The sequence below is a fragment of the Paenibacillus sp. W2I17 genome, from assembly GCF_030815985.1.
Lineage (GTDB): Bacteria > Bacillota > Bacilli > Paenibacillales > Paenibacillaceae > Paenibacillus.
Window position 1 is genome coordinate 1,653,995 of record NZ_JAUSXM010000001.1, and the last position, 18,656, is coordinate 1,672,650.

At 47.3% G+C, this 18,656-nt stretch carries 8 protein-coding genes and 1 riboswitch; all 8 genes read right to left on the reverse strand.

Annotated features, from left to right (window positions below; all coding sequences use genetic code 11):
- Position 1 precedes the first annotated feature (1 nt).
- Positions 2-3,340, reverse strand: coding sequence for a DUF5107 domain-containing protein (locus QF041_RS07140; RefSeq protein WP_307413179.1), 3,339 nt, complete (start codon positions 3,338-3,340; stop codon positions 2-4).
- A 173-nt stretch (positions 3,341-3,513) separates the two neighbouring features.
- Positions 3,514-4,224: a trehalose operon repressor gene (treR, locus tag QF041_RS07145; protein WP_307413180.1), complete on the reverse strand. Its 711-nt coding sequence runs from the start codon at positions 4,222-4,224 to the stop codon at positions 3,514-3,516.
- 128 nt (positions 4,225-4,352) lie between these two features.
- Complete coding sequence (locus QF041_RS07150) at positions 4,353-11,855, reverse strand: fibronectin type III domain-containing protein (protein ID WP_307413182.1); 7,503 nt, start codon at positions 11,853-11,855, stop codon at positions 4,353-4,355.
- A 155-nt stretch (positions 11,856-12,010) separates the two neighbouring features.
- Positions 12,011-13,033: an SDR family oxidoreductase gene (locus QF041_RS07155; RefSeq protein ID WP_307413184.1), complete on the reverse strand. Its 1,023-nt coding sequence runs from the start codon at positions 13,031-13,033 to the stop codon at positions 12,011-12,013.
- Between the two features lie 97 nt (positions 13,034-13,130).
- Positions 13,131-13,556: a cupredoxin domain-containing protein gene (locus QF041_RS07160; protein ID WP_017688751.1), complete on the reverse strand. Its 426-nt coding sequence runs from the start codon at positions 13,554-13,556 to the stop codon at positions 13,131-13,133.
- Between the two features lie 221 nt (positions 13,557-13,777).
- Positions 13,778-14,731 carry an EamA family transporter gene (locus tag QF041_RS07165; RefSeq protein ID WP_307413186.1) on the reverse strand — a complete coding sequence of 318 codons (954 nt, stop codon included), beginning with the start codon at positions 14,729-14,731 and terminating at the stop codon, positions 13,778-13,780.
- A 106-nt stretch (positions 14,732-14,837) separates the two neighbouring features.
- Positions 14,838-14,948, reverse strand: a riboswitch (purine riboswitch).
- A gap of 146 nt (positions 14,949-15,094) precedes the next feature.
- Positions 15,095-17,314: a DEAD/DEAH box helicase gene (locus QF041_RS07170; RefSeq protein WP_307413187.1), complete on the reverse strand. Its 2,220-nt coding sequence runs from the start codon at positions 17,312-17,314 to the stop codon at positions 15,095-15,097.
- On the reverse strand, positions 17,311-18,654 hold the full coding sequence (locus QF041_RS07175; RefSeq protein ID WP_307413189.1) for an ATP-binding protein: 1,344 nt from the start codon (positions 18,652-18,654) through the stop codon (positions 17,311-17,313). The genes QF041_RS07170 and QF041_RS07175 overlap by 4 nt, the downstream gene beginning before the upstream one ends.
- Between the last annotated feature and the right edge of the window lie 2 nt (positions 18,655-18,656).

Here is an 18,656-nt window from a genome sequence, read left to right on the forward strand (position 1 = left end):
ATTATCGATGGATGATTGCCCCTTGATGATTCGGGTTTTTCTCCAATACCCGGTCCAACTCAAGTTTGGCTTCACTTGTCCGCCCCAGCCCCAGAAGACCCAATGCCCGCATATACCGACAATGTTCTTCATTTCGCTGATCTAGATCGTCGTCAAACACTAGGAAATCGGGCAGAGATACCGCAAAATAATCCATTCGGATATGATCATGCATATGTCTTTCCGCATAGTCAATGAGTTTGTTAAAGCGTCGGTTTGCTTCCTTCACATTGCCAAGTTTCTGCCAGGCCAGACCCTGATAATAGATGGATTCCGGCGGTTGGTCATTATAAAACATCGCGCTTGCCGGTTCATTCAAACCGATGGATGCTCTGTGGAAATTCTCCTCTGCCACCTGATTATTCTTCAGTTGCTGGTAGGCACAGCCAAGATAAAAGTAAACTGGGTTGTCTCCGGCTCCCTCCAATTTACCTTCACCTAAGTTCTCCGGGTAAACTAATGCCTTCTGCAACAGCTCCAATGCTAGTTCAGGTTGTTGTTTCTCCAGATTTTGCTTTGCCAGTTCAGTCAGTGCCGTACCATATTGTCCTGTTACCTTACCTTCTCCACCCTCCCATGGATGAAACCGCCGGGTCTGAAGGGCATTCCATGCTTCTTGATGACTACCTTGCATATTCAATAAAGTCACCCACTCGATATACAGATCATCACGGTGGTGAACCAACTCCATATGTTGTTCCAGCAATTTGATTCGATGCTCGCAGGAATATCCTATCTTCTTGTGCAATTGATCCAACTCGTAGAAGATTCGGGCATCCTGTGAATCCAACCGGAAAGCTTCCTCTAATGATGCCAGTGCAAGATCAGGACGATTCAGCTTGTTATAATAAGCCAGTCCCAGATTCCGATGTACAGTCGAATATGCAGCATCCACCTCGCGTGAAGTTTCCCAATGGGTAATTGCTTCCTCGTAGCGTTTATGATCATATAACCAATTTCCCAGGTAATAGTGAGCACGCGCATCATTCGAATCCACTGCCAATGCATCCTGAAGCACCATGAATTCAAATAACGTATTAGGAAAACAATAATCCGTTGGAGCAGCTTTTCCCTGCTTTTTACATTCCCGGGCCTGCTCCACATCCCCCAGCTGACGATACGAGTAAGCCTGAGCATAACCAACCATAGGATACGGCTGTGCTTTTTCGGATTCAACATAAGAGAGTACCGTCAGTGCTTCTTCCCACAATCCACAATCCGCGTAGTCTGCGGCTAGATTCAGATAATTATAAACGTCTCCTCGCATCAGACGATGGAAATACTCACGAGCTTGCTCCGCTTGTTGTCTCTCTGAAGGTGCAGTTGCTCCACTGTAGATCAGGACTAACTCATGTGCGGCTCCAAATTCAACGGGGTCCAGTTCCAATGTCTCACGCGCATATTGGATCGCCTGTTTATCTTGACCCATTCTGCGCAACAGAGCCACCTTCAGATGCCGCGCTTTATAATTTCTGGTGTTACGAATTAGCGAACGTTCGATGTGAGCCAACGCTTCGATGTCCCGATGTAACGCCGTATCGATCTGAGCAAGCATGTAATAACCTGTATCCTGATACTGTGCAGACCATACGGCTTTATACAGGGCTGCGTAGGCTTCTTCCTGTTTCCCCTGTAGTTTCAAACTCAGACCGAGTTGGTAAAATGCTTCACTATCATACGGATTTGTATTTTTCCATGTCAGTGATTGCACGGCCTGTCTGAAATGCTTCTCTGCATCTTGAAACAACCCTCTACGCAGCAACAATGTGCCATACGCTATGTTTAGACGAATATCCGTTGCATCACGCTTCAAACCTTCCAGATAATAAGGTTCCGGTTCATACGTGGCATGCCGATATTGTTCCAAATGAAGACCCGCCAGATATAGTTGTTCATTCGTACGAATCTCGGATGGTAGCGGAAGTGGTGTGGCCGGATCTGGAACTTCCTGAATCTCAGAACGTTCAGGTTGATAGGCTACAAGTACTTTTCCTTCCGCAGTTCGAACACTTAACTTCACCTGATGCCATTCATCTTGTCCGCTCCACGGGAATGAAGATTTATATAGTTCCGTAGGTGAGATATTACATCTCTCGTGGAGATATACCGTGGTTGGGCCTATCACTTCAACGGTTACTTGTTCAAAAACCGACGTCGCATATACCATCACGGTTACCCTTCCGGTCGTTTCGTCCATTTCCAGATTAACCGCTGCATCAATCGTTGCATTTTTGACCATACCAATTCCTTTATACGGCATAAAATACTGCGAGAATGATTTCGCCTCATAGGGCTGTAACCATGTAAAATCAGGCTGATTATCGGTATAGATCCCGGTCATTAATTCAATATAAGGTCCATCCTCGTCCGTTAACTGACGATCCCAGGCTTGCCCGAATTCCCCGTTCCCCCAGGTCCATTGCTTCTTGCCCGGAGAAATATGATGATTGGCTACATGCAACAAACCTGCCTGAACCCCATGGTCATAACCCCCTACAAAATTATAATCCGACTTATACGCCATATAGGATGTTGGAACCGGTATGTTTTTGTAGCGCGAGATATCCACACCTTCGGAATAGTCCATCTTGTAATAGGTGCCGGTTGCGATGGGAAAGCGGGATACGTCCCGTTTTCCGTGGTCCAGCACAGCCGTTACATCAGGTGGAAACACGGATTGCGTATGATCGTTGACAGCTACAGCCGGGTTGGCCCACCATAGAAAAGTTTGAGGTGCGCTGGTGCGATTGTATACCTCGGCATGGATTTCAAGATAGGCTTTGCCGGGATGTAATGTGAAGCCAGCGGTCATTTTGGTACCATACATGCGATCAATCTCACCCACCCACACGGTAGCGCTTCCATCTTCATTACTGCCAAATGTATAGTCGACTGGGCCAAACGTGTTGGGCCGATGATGCTGTGGCCAGTTGAATTCAATTCCTCCGGATATCCATGGCCCTGCCAGACCCACGAGCGCAGGTTTAATCACCCGGTTATAATATACAAAATCGTAGTTGTTGGTCCGATCCAGCGCACGATAAATCCGTCCACCCAGTTCGGGCATCATCTCGATACGTACATATTCATTTTCGAGAATAACTAATCGATAAGATTTCATTTTTGCTTCATCTTCAATGCTGTCGATCACGGGATGCGGGTACACCTTACCCGAACTTCCCTGGTAGATTCTCTTTTCAAGAAACATCGGATTTTTGTCCGGTTTACCTGTACCATAGGTTGGAATATCTCTGGTTTCTTCCCATATGCGAACATTTGATTTCGCTGTCACGTGATTCAATTCCCTCACTCCTTGGCCTCGTATATATTGTGATCATACGCTCCGACATGCAGGAAGAACATTGACATTAAGCGGTTCTTGATGGACGATCTTCGGATTCCCCCATAACCAAAGAGAGTACCTATCCACTGAATAATGCAGTGAAAGGTACTCTCTGATCGATCTTGATTAACTTATCTGCGTCGTGCAAAATCCACAAATCTGAACTTGTCCGGTCGATGCCTTGACTCCGTATACTGAAATTGACTGGCATCCTCCAGGTACACCTGGCTCCTCACCACAACTACATTGTGGAAACCTTCAAGGTCAAGTAATTCCCTGTCCTCAGCGGTGGGTTCTTCCACCAGAATCTCTTTCTTGGCAAACGAAATGGAAAGCCCCAGCTCTTGCTCAATGTACTGATAGATGGAATCATTACAGATCTCTTTGCTGAGCCCAGGAACAAGCCGCTGGCTAATGTAATCTTTGTCCAGTATGACATGCTCTCCATCCACTTTGCGCACACGTCTGATCTCCCAGACCTGTTCATTCAGACCAAAGTTAATTTTCTTGTGCAACGCCTGATTGACCTGCAGCTCCTCAAAAAACTTCACATACGTTTGAGCACGATGTCCCATTTTTTTGGCCAATTCCTTGAAGCTAACCAGACCTGAGATGGGAAAATCGATCTTGCGTATGTCCAGTACAATCGAGCCCTTGCCTTGAATCTTCTGAATATAACCTTCTTCGTACAACATTTTCAATGCTTTGCGAATAGTCTCTCGAGACGTTTGATAACTTTCCGATAGATCAAGTTCCGATTGAAGCAGCGTCCCTGCCTCAATCTCTCCGGTCCGAATACGATCTGCAATATCTTCATATATCCGGATAAATTTATTATTCATTATTCATCACCATTGTTCATTACCCTTTTTTTATCATATTGGCAACCTATTATAACATTAAAAACCAATCAAGCGGTAATGTCGTTACTGTCGATGATTGCAGTATCACATGTAAGAATCAATTCAATCTAGATATGACGATTGAACGCTGACGCTTTCTCCACTTGATCTGTACGCTTCTCATCCATGACTTGAATCAGCTTATTTAAACGGAAGATCAGCGCTGCAGCTTCGGATCTGCTTAAGTGCTGCATGGGACGGAAGCTGCCGTCTTCATATCCGGTAATCATGTACAAACCTGCAAGTTCCTGCACTTCTTCTTTGGCCCAATCGGATACATCAGTCTGGTCGGTAAACACTCTTGGGGAAGTCAGCGATTCCGGTCTGATTTTACGGACAACATTTGCTATAATCTTGGATGCCTGTTCACGGGTTACCAGTGCATACGGAGCGAATTTGCCGTTCCCCATCCCTTGAACCATTTTATGGTGAACGGCAGCCTTAATCTCAGGAGCAAACCAATCCTCATCTTTCACATCCTGAAATCCATGCTGTTCATTAACCGTTGTATCCACACCCATCAAACGCACGATTAATGCGGTAAATTCTGCACGCGTGATCGGACGGCGTGGCTCGAAGCGAGTTTCACTTACACCTTGAATGATATTTTGTTCCGCAAGCCAGGTAATCTGATCTTTATTGAATGTTTGGCTGATATCGATAAATTTGATACTTTTTTTCGCAGGTAACTCAGGTTGCTCATCAGAAGGTTCAGGTTGTGAACTCGCCTCATCGGCTTGTTCCGATGCGTTTGGACTCGGGGTTGCACCGCCACCGCTCCAGGAGGATAGTGGATACGGAAAAGTCATGGCTGCTGCCCGTTTTCTTTCACTTTTTTCACCTGCTGAATTCTCCGTCCATACTTCCACCTCATAATGCTGCTCGGCATTCAGTCCTGTCCATACATGACTGCGCTGCGTGCCACGGTAGATCTCACGATCTTTATGGGTGATCACAATCACCTCATTTATTGAATCCAGTTCCCAAGTTAGCTTAATCGCACTTGTGCCTTGCGCTACGGCTGCAACTGTCAGATCCTCGGAAGGCAACGTCTCGAATTCCGGAACCTGGAGCGCCTCACCCTCACCTGCCTCATTAAATGGAACGATTGCAAAGTCAGTATAACGCTCGGCACTGTTTAATTCAGACACATGTATGGATGTCTCCGTTGTTGTTCCCACAAGCTCTTCGTTTCGATAAACTCGATAACCCCCAGCACCAGGAATCAGTTCCCATACAATGTCTGCACCATACATGGAACGCCCCTCTACTACAGGAGATGAAGCAGCACTACCAGGCAAAGTCATTGCATGAAGGTAATAACCACCATCACTACTGCCGGAGGCATTCATGGCCTTCACTATATAGATATAGTTCACGCCCGGTTCGAGTTCCTTGTCGTCATAGAACAGTTCGTCTGCAGGAACACGAGCAATCTCCACACCATCCCGCTCAATGATAAACTGCTCGGCACCTTCCACCCGGCTCTGTTCCAATAGAAGACGGATGTGGTCCTTCGCCGAATGATACTCCACTTTGACCGGAGCTGCTGGCTTGGTCAGGACAGAATACGCCAGCTTCTCCGATGCATCTCCCTGATCATTCACTGTATGGATTTCAATCGGGTACTGCTTGCCTGCATCCAGTTGATCAATAATTAACTCTTTTTGTGTGCCTCGGTATACTTCCGTGCCATCCAGCAATACAACGAATGTTTCGTTTACATAAGGGAAATCCCATTCCAATTTAGCATGATCAGTCTCGGGGTATATCTTCATTTCCAGTGAATCCACATGAGGCAAGGTGTAAAAAGGAATCACGGTCATTGGGCTTCCTGAACCAGCAGTATTATAAGGAATAATCTGTACCTGATCATATCGGGTTGCACTCTCCAGATGAGTTAATCTCACCTCTGTGATATCCCCTTCTTCAATCGTGGTGAACATCTGATCTCCGATACGTATGGTATATCCCTCCGCACCTTGTACCTTTGGCCAAGAGATCCATCCCTCCTTTTCCCCAATCTTGCTTGCATGTAAAGGTTCATGAATGATCGCAGGCAACGTTCGCAAGTGAACTTCGAAACCGGAATCACTCTCTCCCGTAGCATTCGATGTTTTGATGGTATACGTGTAATGCTCTCCTGGTGTCAGTCCATCATCTTCAAATGAAGCTTGATCTGCTGGAACCTTAGCGACTTCAACACCATCCCGCATAATGATGAATTGCTCTGCTCCCCGTGTTGAGCTTCCAGTCAGGTCCAATACCGCAGTCTGATCTGTGATGTGTGTTATGCCTGCCGTCTGAGGTGATATGGGTTTCGTTAAAACTTGAATCTGAATAGACTCTGACCGATGCCCATCTTCATTAATCGCAACAAGTTCGAATTCATACGCCGTGCCATCCAGCATACTATTGAGATGTACAGACGGTTCAGACACGCTCTGCACATCTCCCGTTACCTGATTACGAATCTCATATGCTGCTGCTCCCTGAACAACATCCCAAGCCAGATCCACCACATGTGTTCCGGCTTTCACTGTTATACTTTCTGCAACCAATGGCAACGTTTGAGTCATTACACTGAAAGTAAGCGGCGCACTCGTTCCACTCGTATTGACTGCCCGAATCACATAAGTGTATTTCGTTCCTGGCAACAGATCCTTGTCTACGAAATGGGTTTCACTTGAATCCATCTGAGTGATCTCTCTTCCATCCCTTTCAATGACATAATGATCTGCCCCTTGGACACCAGTGTTACTGAAATCCAGACCCAGGCTGTTTTTTGCCACATCATATACCGCAATCTTAACGGGTTTCTCAGGCAAAGTCAGTAGAGATACATCCGTCGCTTCAGAACGAGTCTCCTGTCTATTGACTGCCCATAGTTGATAGCGATGCAACGTTCCATCCTGGAGCCCTGTAATCGTTGCTTCATTCTCAATTCCTCTATAGATCTCCTTGCCATTCTGCTCAATCACGTATTCAGCGGCACCTTCCACGATAGACCAGGAAACTTTTGCATGATGTACTCCTGGATCAACAAGTACTTCGGCAGGCGACACAGGTTTAGACAATCGGATGAGCTGCGCTGTCTCACCTGTACCAGAAGCATTCGTAGCCTGAACTTCCAAAGCGTACTCTGTACCTGGCAACAATTCCTCAGCCGTGTAGGCCAGTTCTGATGTTCTGCCCACTTCTGTTCCATTGATTTTCACAATATAGAGATTCGCCGTATCTACAGCTTGCCATGCAAGTCCTATACTTGTCTCACCAGTCGATGTGACATTCAGTCCTTCCGGCCTGCTAGGTAGCGTAAGAATTGTACTACTGGTGGATGCACCGTACCCGGCAGCATTGCCCGCCTGTACTTCATAGGTGTACTCATGACTGCTTGACAGGTGGTGAACTGCGAGTTGTGTATCTGATATCTCATGGCTCTGTCCATCGATGACCACCCGATATTTCGTTGCCCCAGCTACAGGCTCCCAGCTCAAGATTGCTCCCTGTTCAGTTACTTGAACAACGTGAAGTCCCGACGGGCTCTCCGGTAATGTTGTTCCTGATACCGAACTGAGTATCCCCTGTCCACTTCCGTTCACTGCTTGTACATCCAGTTGATAAGATGTTCCTGAACTCAGTCCCGCATAGACCCATTCTTGGTTTCCAGCAGGAACCGTTCCCGACTTCTCTCCATTCAACCATAACTCATAACGATCGGCTCCTCGTACTGCTTCCCAATTCAGACGAAGGCTCCCTGTGGAAGCATCTGATACCTGTAAGCCGGACACCTTCCCAGGTAAAGTCTTGAGCAAAGGTAATCCTGCCAACGGTCCTGTTCCTGTCTCATTTCCGGCTATTAACGTATAGCTGTACTCCGTTCCGCTATCCAGACCCGAGTCCAGATACTCCGTCTGCTCTCCTTCATATATGGCTGTTCCATCGCGTGAAAGCCCATAATACGTTGCAGAAGTCACTGTCTCCCACGTTAATGAAATATCATTCTCCTGGATTTGAACGGCCATAAACTCACCGGGCATTGCCGGCAGTGTGAGGAATCCGGTTCTACTGCTACCACCTGCTCCACTTTCATTCATTGCCGTTACCGAAATGTTATGAATGGTTCCTGGAACGAGGTTGCTAACATAGGGAAGGCTGCCAGGATCAGATACCGTCTGATCAAATACGGTGGCACCGTCCGAAGTAGTCGCGATGATGCGGTAAGCATCTGCTCCTCGTACTGAATCAAAATGAATTTCGGCCAAATTGGGCTGTGAATCTACTTTTCTAACGTGCAACGTTCCGGGAGCTGCCGGGGTAGTTAATACTTGAACACTTACTGCATCACTTACTCCGGTATGGTTTCTCACTCTAACTTCATATTCATAGACCTGACCACCACTTAGGGAGTTATCGATTATACTTTGGTTAGGATAATCCAGTGTCCATGACTGTCCTGTCGTTTTATTCGTTATCTCATACTGATATCCATCGGTATACCTTTCCCCAGTTGGCAAATCCACTGTAAGTTCAGCTGAAGTCTCAGCGATCTGTGTCGTTTTCACATGAGTCGGTTGCTGGGGCTTGCGTTGAATAAGGTAAGGTGATGATGTTGTCTCATATGTATTCCCTGCTCTGTCCATGGTTTTCGAATGGATGTACCATATACCTTCCGATTCGATGGATATTTTATGCTGGTCAGAGCGAGCTTCAAGCCAATGCTCCGGTGATTCTGCACTGTTCGTAACTTGATAGAATCGTTCCCGTTCCTGAATGCCTGAGTGGGCATCGGCATACTGAATGGTAGTGGATATATCTATATCCGTCCAAGCATGTCCGTTCGGTGCAAATGTAATCGTTGGAGCCATCTGATCCACATAGGCGATTCGACTCACTTCCTTGCTTACATTGCCAACAGTATCCCTTGCTCTAGCCCGAATGGTGGTAGCGCCGTTTGTGCTTACTGTACCCGTATTGCCTGCAATATAAGGAGCATCGTTCATGCTGTATTCATAGGATATCGCTTGTTCATCCACACTTCCAGCGATAGTGAATTGCACATGTTCTTTACTCCATCCAGAAGGGCTTAAACTAATCACCGGCTCGGTTGGAGCTGTCGTGTCAATTCGAACTGTAGCCTGAGCGGACGTGCTTATATTGCCTACACGGTCAAGTGAGCGTGCATATACGATCGTTTCTCCCTCATCGGTAACCGTCACTTCGCCCGTGTAATCGATCCAGGGACCTTCTTTGTTAAGTCGATATTGGCTCTTGGCAAGCCCACTGCCCGCATCTTCACCACTGTTTATCGCAAAAGTTACATCCTGATTCGTCCAATCCTCTTCACTTAACGTAATCGTTGGTTGCTCAGGCCCAGTCTTGTCGATTCTGGCTGTTGCCGAAGTGGAAGCACTGACATTGGCGGCCCGATCAACACTTCGTGCATAAATCTCGGTTATCCCTTCTTCACTTAGTGTAAAAGGAGCCTTGTAGTCGATCCATTCTCCCTCGCTTCCAAGCTTATACTGCGTCAGACCAATGCCACTCGCTTCGTCCGTACCCTCCGTTAATGTCACGATAACCACCGCTTTTGACCATTCAGGCGGATTCAACGATATGACGGGAGGCGTTGGTGCCGTCCGATCTACCCTGGCTGTCACAGCCGTTTCCTGTCCTGTATTCCCAAACGCATCAATACTTCGTGCCATAACAGTTGTGTTGCCTTCACTGTTTACGGTAAACGGAGCACTGTATTCACGCCATTCTCCTGCCGGACCAACTTTAACTTCAGTCTTCTGAGTTCCGCTCAAGGCATCCTTTCCTTCTTCAACCGTGATGAGAACATCTTCCTTGGTCCATGAGGATGGAGTCACTGTAACGGAAGGAGCAGTTGGACCCGTCGTATCTTTAATCATCTCTCCAGCGGATATAAACGGGGTCTGTATCCCTTCACCATTCAGTGCCGCCACAAATACTTCATATTTTCCGTCCGCGAGTCCGGTCAGGGCGAATTCTGTACGTGTGGAAGTTGTTGTTCCCGTTGCGAGGACTTGCCCACCTGGACTGCGTATTTCCGTTTTGTATTGGGTGCCCGCAGGATTGCTATTATTATTCCAACTCACTGTAACAGAGTTGCCTGATTGTGTCACAGCCGCAGCAGCGGGTGGATTCGCCAATGTATATTTGGTGGATGGACTGGAGTACCCCGTGAAGGAACCACTTGAATTTTTGGCACGTACAGCAAAAGAATAACTGGTATTCGGAGTGAGTCCAGTCACCTGCCGACTGTTTGATATACCTGTATCCACGATCTGATTCGTGGTCATATTCTTCAGCTCATACGTAACAGAGGCGTCATTGGCCTTCTTATCCCAGTTGACCGTCAAGTTATTAGAATTAACCAATGTGTATGTCGGCGTTCCGGGCACAACAAAACTTCTTACCGTGAAGTTAACGGTTCCTGCTGAGGACACCCCACCTTTGTCATCCATGACCCATACTTGCAATGTGTGTGTGCCATCTGGCAAGGTGTCAGGCAATGTGTAATTGGTGTTGAAAGACTGATTCGAACCCGTCGCGGTCATCTGGGTCAAAATGTTCTCAGACCCACCATCAATGGACCATTTCACGGTCAACAGGTCGCCTACATCCGTATCTCGTGTTGTACCAGAAATCTGAAGTTGCTCGCCTTTGTAATACGTTTGCCCCGAAGAAGGAGCCGTTAGTGTAAATGAAGGCGGAACGTTCTGAGGGCCGATTCCCACGATCGTTGAAAATTTGCGTGAAGCCTGATTCGCTGTTGCTTTGGCATTCCACCAGAATTGCGCAGCTGTATCACTAGCCGTAACGGTCTGGCCTGGAGTGAATGACGAAGGTGAAGAACCCCCTGTTAGCTGCGCATTGTCCGGACCGCTGTACTGTCCCATGTATATGCGATCTGCATTCACAACGTTGTACGTGTTGGCATAAAAAGCGGTGACCTGAACACCACCGCTGTAATTGCGCCATCCATTCTCGATGACTTCAAACGGAGATGCATCATTTCCATTCACCATCGTATCCCAATAAAATGTTCCACCCAAATTCAGTGCCGATCCGCTGCGGTTGATGGCTTCCAGTTCAACCTTCATGTACCCACCTTGTGACGTGGCATTGACGATAGATACACGCAAAATATATTCGACATTGTCCTTTTGCCGGGACATTTCAATCACATTATTGTTAATTCGGTAATAGTTAAGCGGCAATGTTTTGAAGTTCACGGGTGATCCATTATGGTCGATAATCGTAGATACATTCCCTGTATCACCACCGTAAAATACATTTGTGTTTGGTATTAATACAATTCTGTATTTGCCATCACTGTTCATCTCCACTTTCACCTTGGAGGACTGTACAGCCTTCATGCTGGACGTATCGGATACAATCCCGATCGTTTCAACCGTTTCAGCCATTACCGTCGTTGCACCCCATTCAAGCAACAGGGCTTGAGGTGATAATAACGCAAATGCCAGCACCACTTTGGTTAACTGTTCCGCTTGTTTCTTCACACGTTTTCCTGATTTCTTCAACGTCTACTCTCCTTTTTGGCACACAAAAAAAGGAGGCACCCCAACAAAGGAACGATGTCCTAAGTTGGGGTGCCTCCCCTAACAAGTGTCATTTTTTCTTGATTATAACGATTAAGCGCATGAATGTAAACACTTGATCATGAATGCCTTACTTCTCATTTCTCATCTCTGATCTTTAATAACGCTTCGTCCAATGCGCCAACGACCTTGTCACACCATACATCAAATTCCGGATCTTCGGTCTGTAATTCAGGATGCGCCAGAATATGCTCAATCGTACTTCGAATGCCCTGATCTGCTCTTGTCGTTGCTACAAAATCCGGAACAAGCCTCTTCAGCTTACTGTTATCAAAGACAACGGTATTGGCTTTGTCACCCAGCAATCCGCCGCGAAGATCCTGATCACTGCATGCTGCCAAGAACTCAGAGGGTACATGTACCGCATGAAGCTTAACGCCCAACACGCCAGCTATAATCTCATGGATCTGATTCCAGGTGACGGATTCGTCCGAGGTGATATGTACCGATTCACCAATGGCATGGATATTTCCCATCAGCCCGATAAACCCTTTGGCAAAATCAGTATTGTGTGTAATCGTCCACAGTGAGGTGCCATCTCCATGGATGATAACGGGTTTGCCTTCACGTATACGCTTGAGAACCTGCCAGCTGCCTTGAGCACCATGAACACCGAGAGGTACCGATTTGTCGCCATACGTATGGCTCGGACGCACGATGGTCACAGGGAATCCGTGCTCGCGGTATTGTTTCATCAGATAGTCTTCACAGGCAATCTTGTTGCGAGAATACTCCCAGTATGGATTCGATAAGGGCGTACCTTCCGTGATCCGGTAATCAGCCAGGGGAGTCTGATACGCTGATGCTGAACTTATAAATATAAACTGCTTTGTTTTATCCTTGAACAAACGGTAATCTCGCTCCAATTGAGACGGTACAAAAGCGATAAAGTCTGCCACAACATCAAATTCCAGATCAGCTATCAGTTCCGCTACACGTGCCTCGTCATTAATATCGGCTTGAAGTACGTTGACCTCACTAGGTAAGTCATCGTTCTGATTGCCACGATTAATTAAATAAAGTTCACAGCCTTGCTGTGCAAGCATCTCCGTAATGGCCGTACTGATGGTGCCTGTCCCTCCAATAAATAGCGCTTTCATTTTAGCCACCTCCTGATCGATTTTACCCACTTTTCCATGATATCACGCACCAAAAAAAGGAGCAAAGCTCGGTGACCCGAAACTTTGCTCCTTCTGTTTATACGACCTTAATCGTTGCGTATATCATGTACATACCGCAGTGAATCTCGTATTCGCCCTTCGGCAGATCTTTGTCGACCGTATAATAATTAGGTCCCTTTTGCATGTATAGATCCATGCCAAGCTTTTGTGATCCCACTGATTTCACATGTGTCACCGACCGGGTCAGAATAAAGTTGATTTTAGTCGGTACGCCAGCCTTCACCTCGATAACGTCTGGTCCAAAACCATCGTTGCTTACGTCCACATCAATGACTTCATATCCCTTCAAATCCTCCGGAGTCTCGGCTTGTGCTGTTACTGCACTTCCCGATCCAGGGGATACGTCTTTGCCCATAAAATAAACCAAAAATGATCCAAGCAGTACAACAACGGTCAGACCCAGCGTTAACCAAGGCCATGTTTTTCCAAACCAGCTTTTCATATAAACACTCCTCATTCGATGTCCCATCAATATTCAATCAACAGACGGATGTATTCTTTAAGCATACCTGATTCGCATGACAATGAAAATGACCCCTCTGGGCTATTGCGGTTGAGCCATATAAGTGGAACTAAAGAATATTTCAATAAAAAAAGCCTGATTTCTCAGGCTTATCTACGGGTATTCCCGTTCATGCTTCGCAATATCCCTTTTTGTATAACTCAGGAATAGATCGGAGTATTCCGACTTCGTCTCGTGCGTAATTTATACAACTCTGGCAGGGCTACACCAATGAGCACAACAATAACTCCGAACCATTGCAATCCGCTGACATGCTCATGGAGCACGATTGAGGATAACAAAACTGCAATTGGAAGCTCCACTGCACCCAGGATTCCGGCCATGTCACCACCAATATGCGGAACGCCGATAGCGAACAGTACTGGTGGAATGAATGCCCCGAAGAATCCAAGCAGCAATCCAAATACAAGCAACTGGCTCCAGATCAATCCGTTAAAGAGGAATGTCGGCGGGAACAAAATGCACAGCAGGATCAATCCGCCTGTAACCATCCACGCACTGCGGAAGGCTGGATGCGCTGAAGGAACCGCTTTGCCGCTGAACAAGACAAACAGGGAATAACTTACGGCTGCCATTAGCCCAAGAGCAATACCCAGACCGTTGAACTCACCCAATCCTTGTTCCAGGAAACCCGCTGCCAGCAAGGTTCCACCAAACAGAATGATCAACGTCAGGAACGTGACTTTGTCTGGACGTTGTCGTTTGCTTATCGCCTGAATCAATACACTAATCCAAGTGAACTGGAACAACAGGATAATGGCAAGTGAAGCCGGAATGTAACGCAAAGACTGATAATACACGAGACCTGTAATTACGGTTGGTGTTCCAGCAGCCATCAATATCAGACGTTGTTTCCACGTCAACCGCTTGAATACCTGTGCCACGGCTCCTGATGCTTTGCCATTTGCCTGTGACTTACGTTTTGTTCTAAATCTTGTGTATAGCGCCAGCATCCAGGATAGAAGAAAACCCGTGATCAGCTGTGCTCCCACAACCTCTCCAAGTTTATATCCTTCGCCGTACGCCAGAACCACAATCGTGGATAATATGCCATAGCTCATCGCTCCCGCGAGAACGGACAGATAATATTTCATTGTGAATAAACCTCCTGATGATAAGAAAAATACGCCCGCATGTTGGTTCATGCCAAGGTCACAGACACCATCTAAATGCAAAAAATCCTAACTACGAGCAAGGAATACATTGATTCCTTGGCATCGTAGTTAGGAAGTATAGGCTTCCCGTAGAGACCCTCGCCCTGTGTACACTTTCGGCCTGCGAGGTTATACGAAATGATATATGCAATTTGATGTAATTCGTGTGTGACGACTTTTCATATATTACATGGGAGGTGAGATGGTGTCAACCCTATTCCGTATAAAAAGTTGAACTAAATTATTACATAGAGTCGCTTCGACGCTGTACCATTCTTCGAGTACTCTAATTACGTAAAAACGTCATGTCCGATTGGAGCCTGAAGAGTCCCACTCCAATGTTTGCTGTAAACCTTCCTTCAATCCATCCAGATCCAGCCCATCTACGGCAAAAGCCTCACGGATCAAAGGCGGCGCGACAAATTCATCATACTTGCCCAGATAAGGCGCTTCATCTTCAGCCAGTAACGCAGATGCGTCTTCAGCCGTTCGACACTCACTCATGATCTCGGCTAACAATGTTCGTTCATCGACCTTGCCGGACACTACAAAATAATATGGCTCCATGGGCACAACCGAACGCAAGGCAAGTTTCTTGGACAGATTATGCTTCATCAAGCGCTCCAATGTACGGAAAGATTTACTTCCCACCCAAGGAAGAACGTACATCGAATCTCCCCCTGCCGGAATCACGACCTGCTTCAACAGTCCGCTTTCACGAGCTAGGCGGCGCGCCCGTTCAAGTCGATTGACAGCTTGTGGTGACAGATAGGGATAGATCACTGAGTCTGACAACACTTCACGCATTTTCTGTACTACCGACGTATGAATATCTCCTCCCGCTCCAAGCCATAACGTATCTACTTTACCTTTCGCAGACTTCACATACACAGCCTTGTGCTTGTGATCGACCTCTTCCACTTTCCACAGTTTGCCTGCGAGCGAGAAGCAATAGCCAGGTGGGGGCACGGTTGTAATCGAACCAATCTCTTCCGAGCCGTTTAATACTTTATGTTCCTCATCGTCTTTAAACACGGCGTAGAAGCGATAATTATTCACAATTTTCTCACCTGTCAGACCGATGATCAATGTTCGATCCTCTGTCCATTGCAGATGATCCGTCTCAATGAGGTAATTCAGGAAAACCTGATATTGATCAGGTCTAATCAACGCAAATGGAGCCAACGAAAGGATGGCTTCTGCAAGATCTCTCGGCTCCGCCTCCCCCATACTTTTCAACATGCTCATCGTCTGATGGTAGAGCACACCTATGGGCATTTTGCGAGCTTCAAGCGGCTCGACCCATTTCGTTTTTACATAGAGTTCGATAACAGCAATCGCACGCATCAAGGTCCACGGCATACGTGCTGGCAATTGCGCTTCCTCGTCCTCTTCCTCCGGACATACAAAAAGCATCTCTGATGCCATATCCTCTCGTCTTCCCGAACGTCCCAGACGCTGTACAAAGCTCGAAGCACTATACGGTGCACCGAGCTGAACCACACGTTCCAGTTCGCCCAGATCGATGCCCAGTTCAAGCGTGACCGTTGCCGCTGCAACCGCTGGCCCCGACCCGGTGCGTAGGGCAGCTTCCGTCTCTTCCCTCAGCATGGCGGAGATACTTCCATGATGCACATGGAACACATCACGCTCTTGCCTGTGAGCCGCGACCCGCCGCATCTCAAGAATGGTGACTTCAGCATCCGTTCGGCTGTTGGTGAAGATCAGCGCTTTTTTACGATGTGTACTCTCATAAATGAAGTCGTAGTACGCTTTACGTGCGTTATGAAGCTGCTCCGCCTGCTCCTCGTCCTGCGCATCTGGAAAAGAGAAATGTTCCACCCGCAGTCGCAGCTTGCGACCACCCGGGGAAGAGACCACATCCACCCCCTGCTGCGTTCCGGCAGCAAGCCAAGATGTAGCCGCATCATAGTCACTAAGTGTAGCCGACAAGCCCACTCTTCGCGGTGCACAGCCAGCCATACGCTCGATTCTGGCAAGTTCGCTGAGTACTTGAATGCCCCGATCCGCTCCCATGAAAGCATGCACCTCATCGATGATGACATACCGCAGGTCATGAAACAGCGCCGGGATTGCATTCGGACGATTCATGAGCAGACCTTCCAGCGATTCTGGCGTTATCTGGAGCACACCGGAAGGATTTTTCATCAGTTTTGTTTTCTCCGCCTGCGGTACGTCCCCGTGCCAATGCCATACCGGAATATTTCCTTCGGATAACAGATCCTTAAGACGTTCGAATTGATCATTAATCAGGGCTTTCAGAGGTCCAATGTATAAAATGCCAACCGACTTGGAAGGCCGTTCATACAGCTCGGTCAATGCAGGAAAAAAAGCCGCCTCCGTCTTGCCGGAGGCTGTCCCCGCCGCAATCAGCATATGATGCGGGGTATGAAAACAGATATTGCAGGCCTCAATCTGGGCAGGACGAAGCGATTCCCATCTTTTTTTATAAATAAATTCCTGAACAAACGGCGCCAGCCGATAGAACGGATTATCACTCATAATTCAAACTCCGCCAGGAAATCGTCCAAATCATCCGTATTCGCGGATGCATTTGCCCCTTTACTCGTTTCCTGAGGTTTGGCAACCCGCTCCCCAAGTAATTGAGTATAAGTCACTTCAGGATTCTGGTGTAACGTATGCAGCACATCCATAAAATCTCGTACCACTTCACGCGTGGTCAGCAATTCATCCGCACCCAGTCGGTTCACCGCCGTTTGCATAAAATCAACCAATTGTTCATCCGTCAGACTTGCACTGTATCCAAAATGCAGGGCATGAATCTGTCGCAGCTTCTGGAGCAGAATCAGAATCTCTTCATGCGATAACATCGCCAGCTTCAGGATCGGACCTGTGTAATTCGCATAAGCTTTGGCTGCATAACGACCATCAATAAGCCTGGAGCGAAGCGCTTCATAGCTGTATAATCCGCGCCGTTCATCCTCTACAAATTGCGGTGTACCGCCTACAAATATGCCCAGGTGCTCTGCCTTGCCCTGCATCGTATCATTGAACATGGTCAGCAATTTCTCATAGTTGCTTTGACGGGAGACACTGTTTGTAATTTTGTACAGATTCACCGCTTCATCAATGAACAACAACAATCCTTTGTAACCAATGCGCGCTGTGAATTCAGACCATAATTTGAAGTAGTCGTACCAGTTGTCATCATCAATGATAACGCCAACAGCCAGTTCTTTTTTCGCTTCCGTTTTGGTTGCAAATTCTCCTCGAAGCCAGCGAAGTGCCGCCTGTTTGCGATCATCATCAGCCAGCTTGTACCCGTTCCAGTATGACGCCAGTACTTTGGCAAAATCAAAACCGTGAACCAGATTCTGCATCTCACCCGTCACTGCATAGATCTGCTTCTCTACCTCAAGCGGCAGAGCGGGATCATCCGGGCGCAGGTTCTGACTCTGCATCGTGGATTGTTGCAACCCTGCGATCCATTTTTGCAAAATCGGCTCCAACGCTCCCCCATCCGGGCGTGTGCGTGTAGACAGACGAGTCATCAGTTCACGATATGTGGCAAGTCCCTGGCCTTTGGTTCCCACCAATCGACGCTCTGGTGAAAGATCGGCATCTGCCACAACAAAATCCCTATCCATCGCATAGTTACGAATCATCTGCAAAAGAAAGCTTTTACCGCTGCCGTAACGACCCGTAATGAGTTTAAACGCTGCGCCGCCCTCAGCGATATTGTCCATATCCCGCAAAATGGCTTCCACTTCCGGTTTCCGACCGACAGCAATCTGCTCCAGCCCAATTCGTGGGACAACACCCGCCGTCAATGAATTTACAAGTGCGGTGGTCAGCCGCTTTGGTATTTTAAGTTCTGTCACTG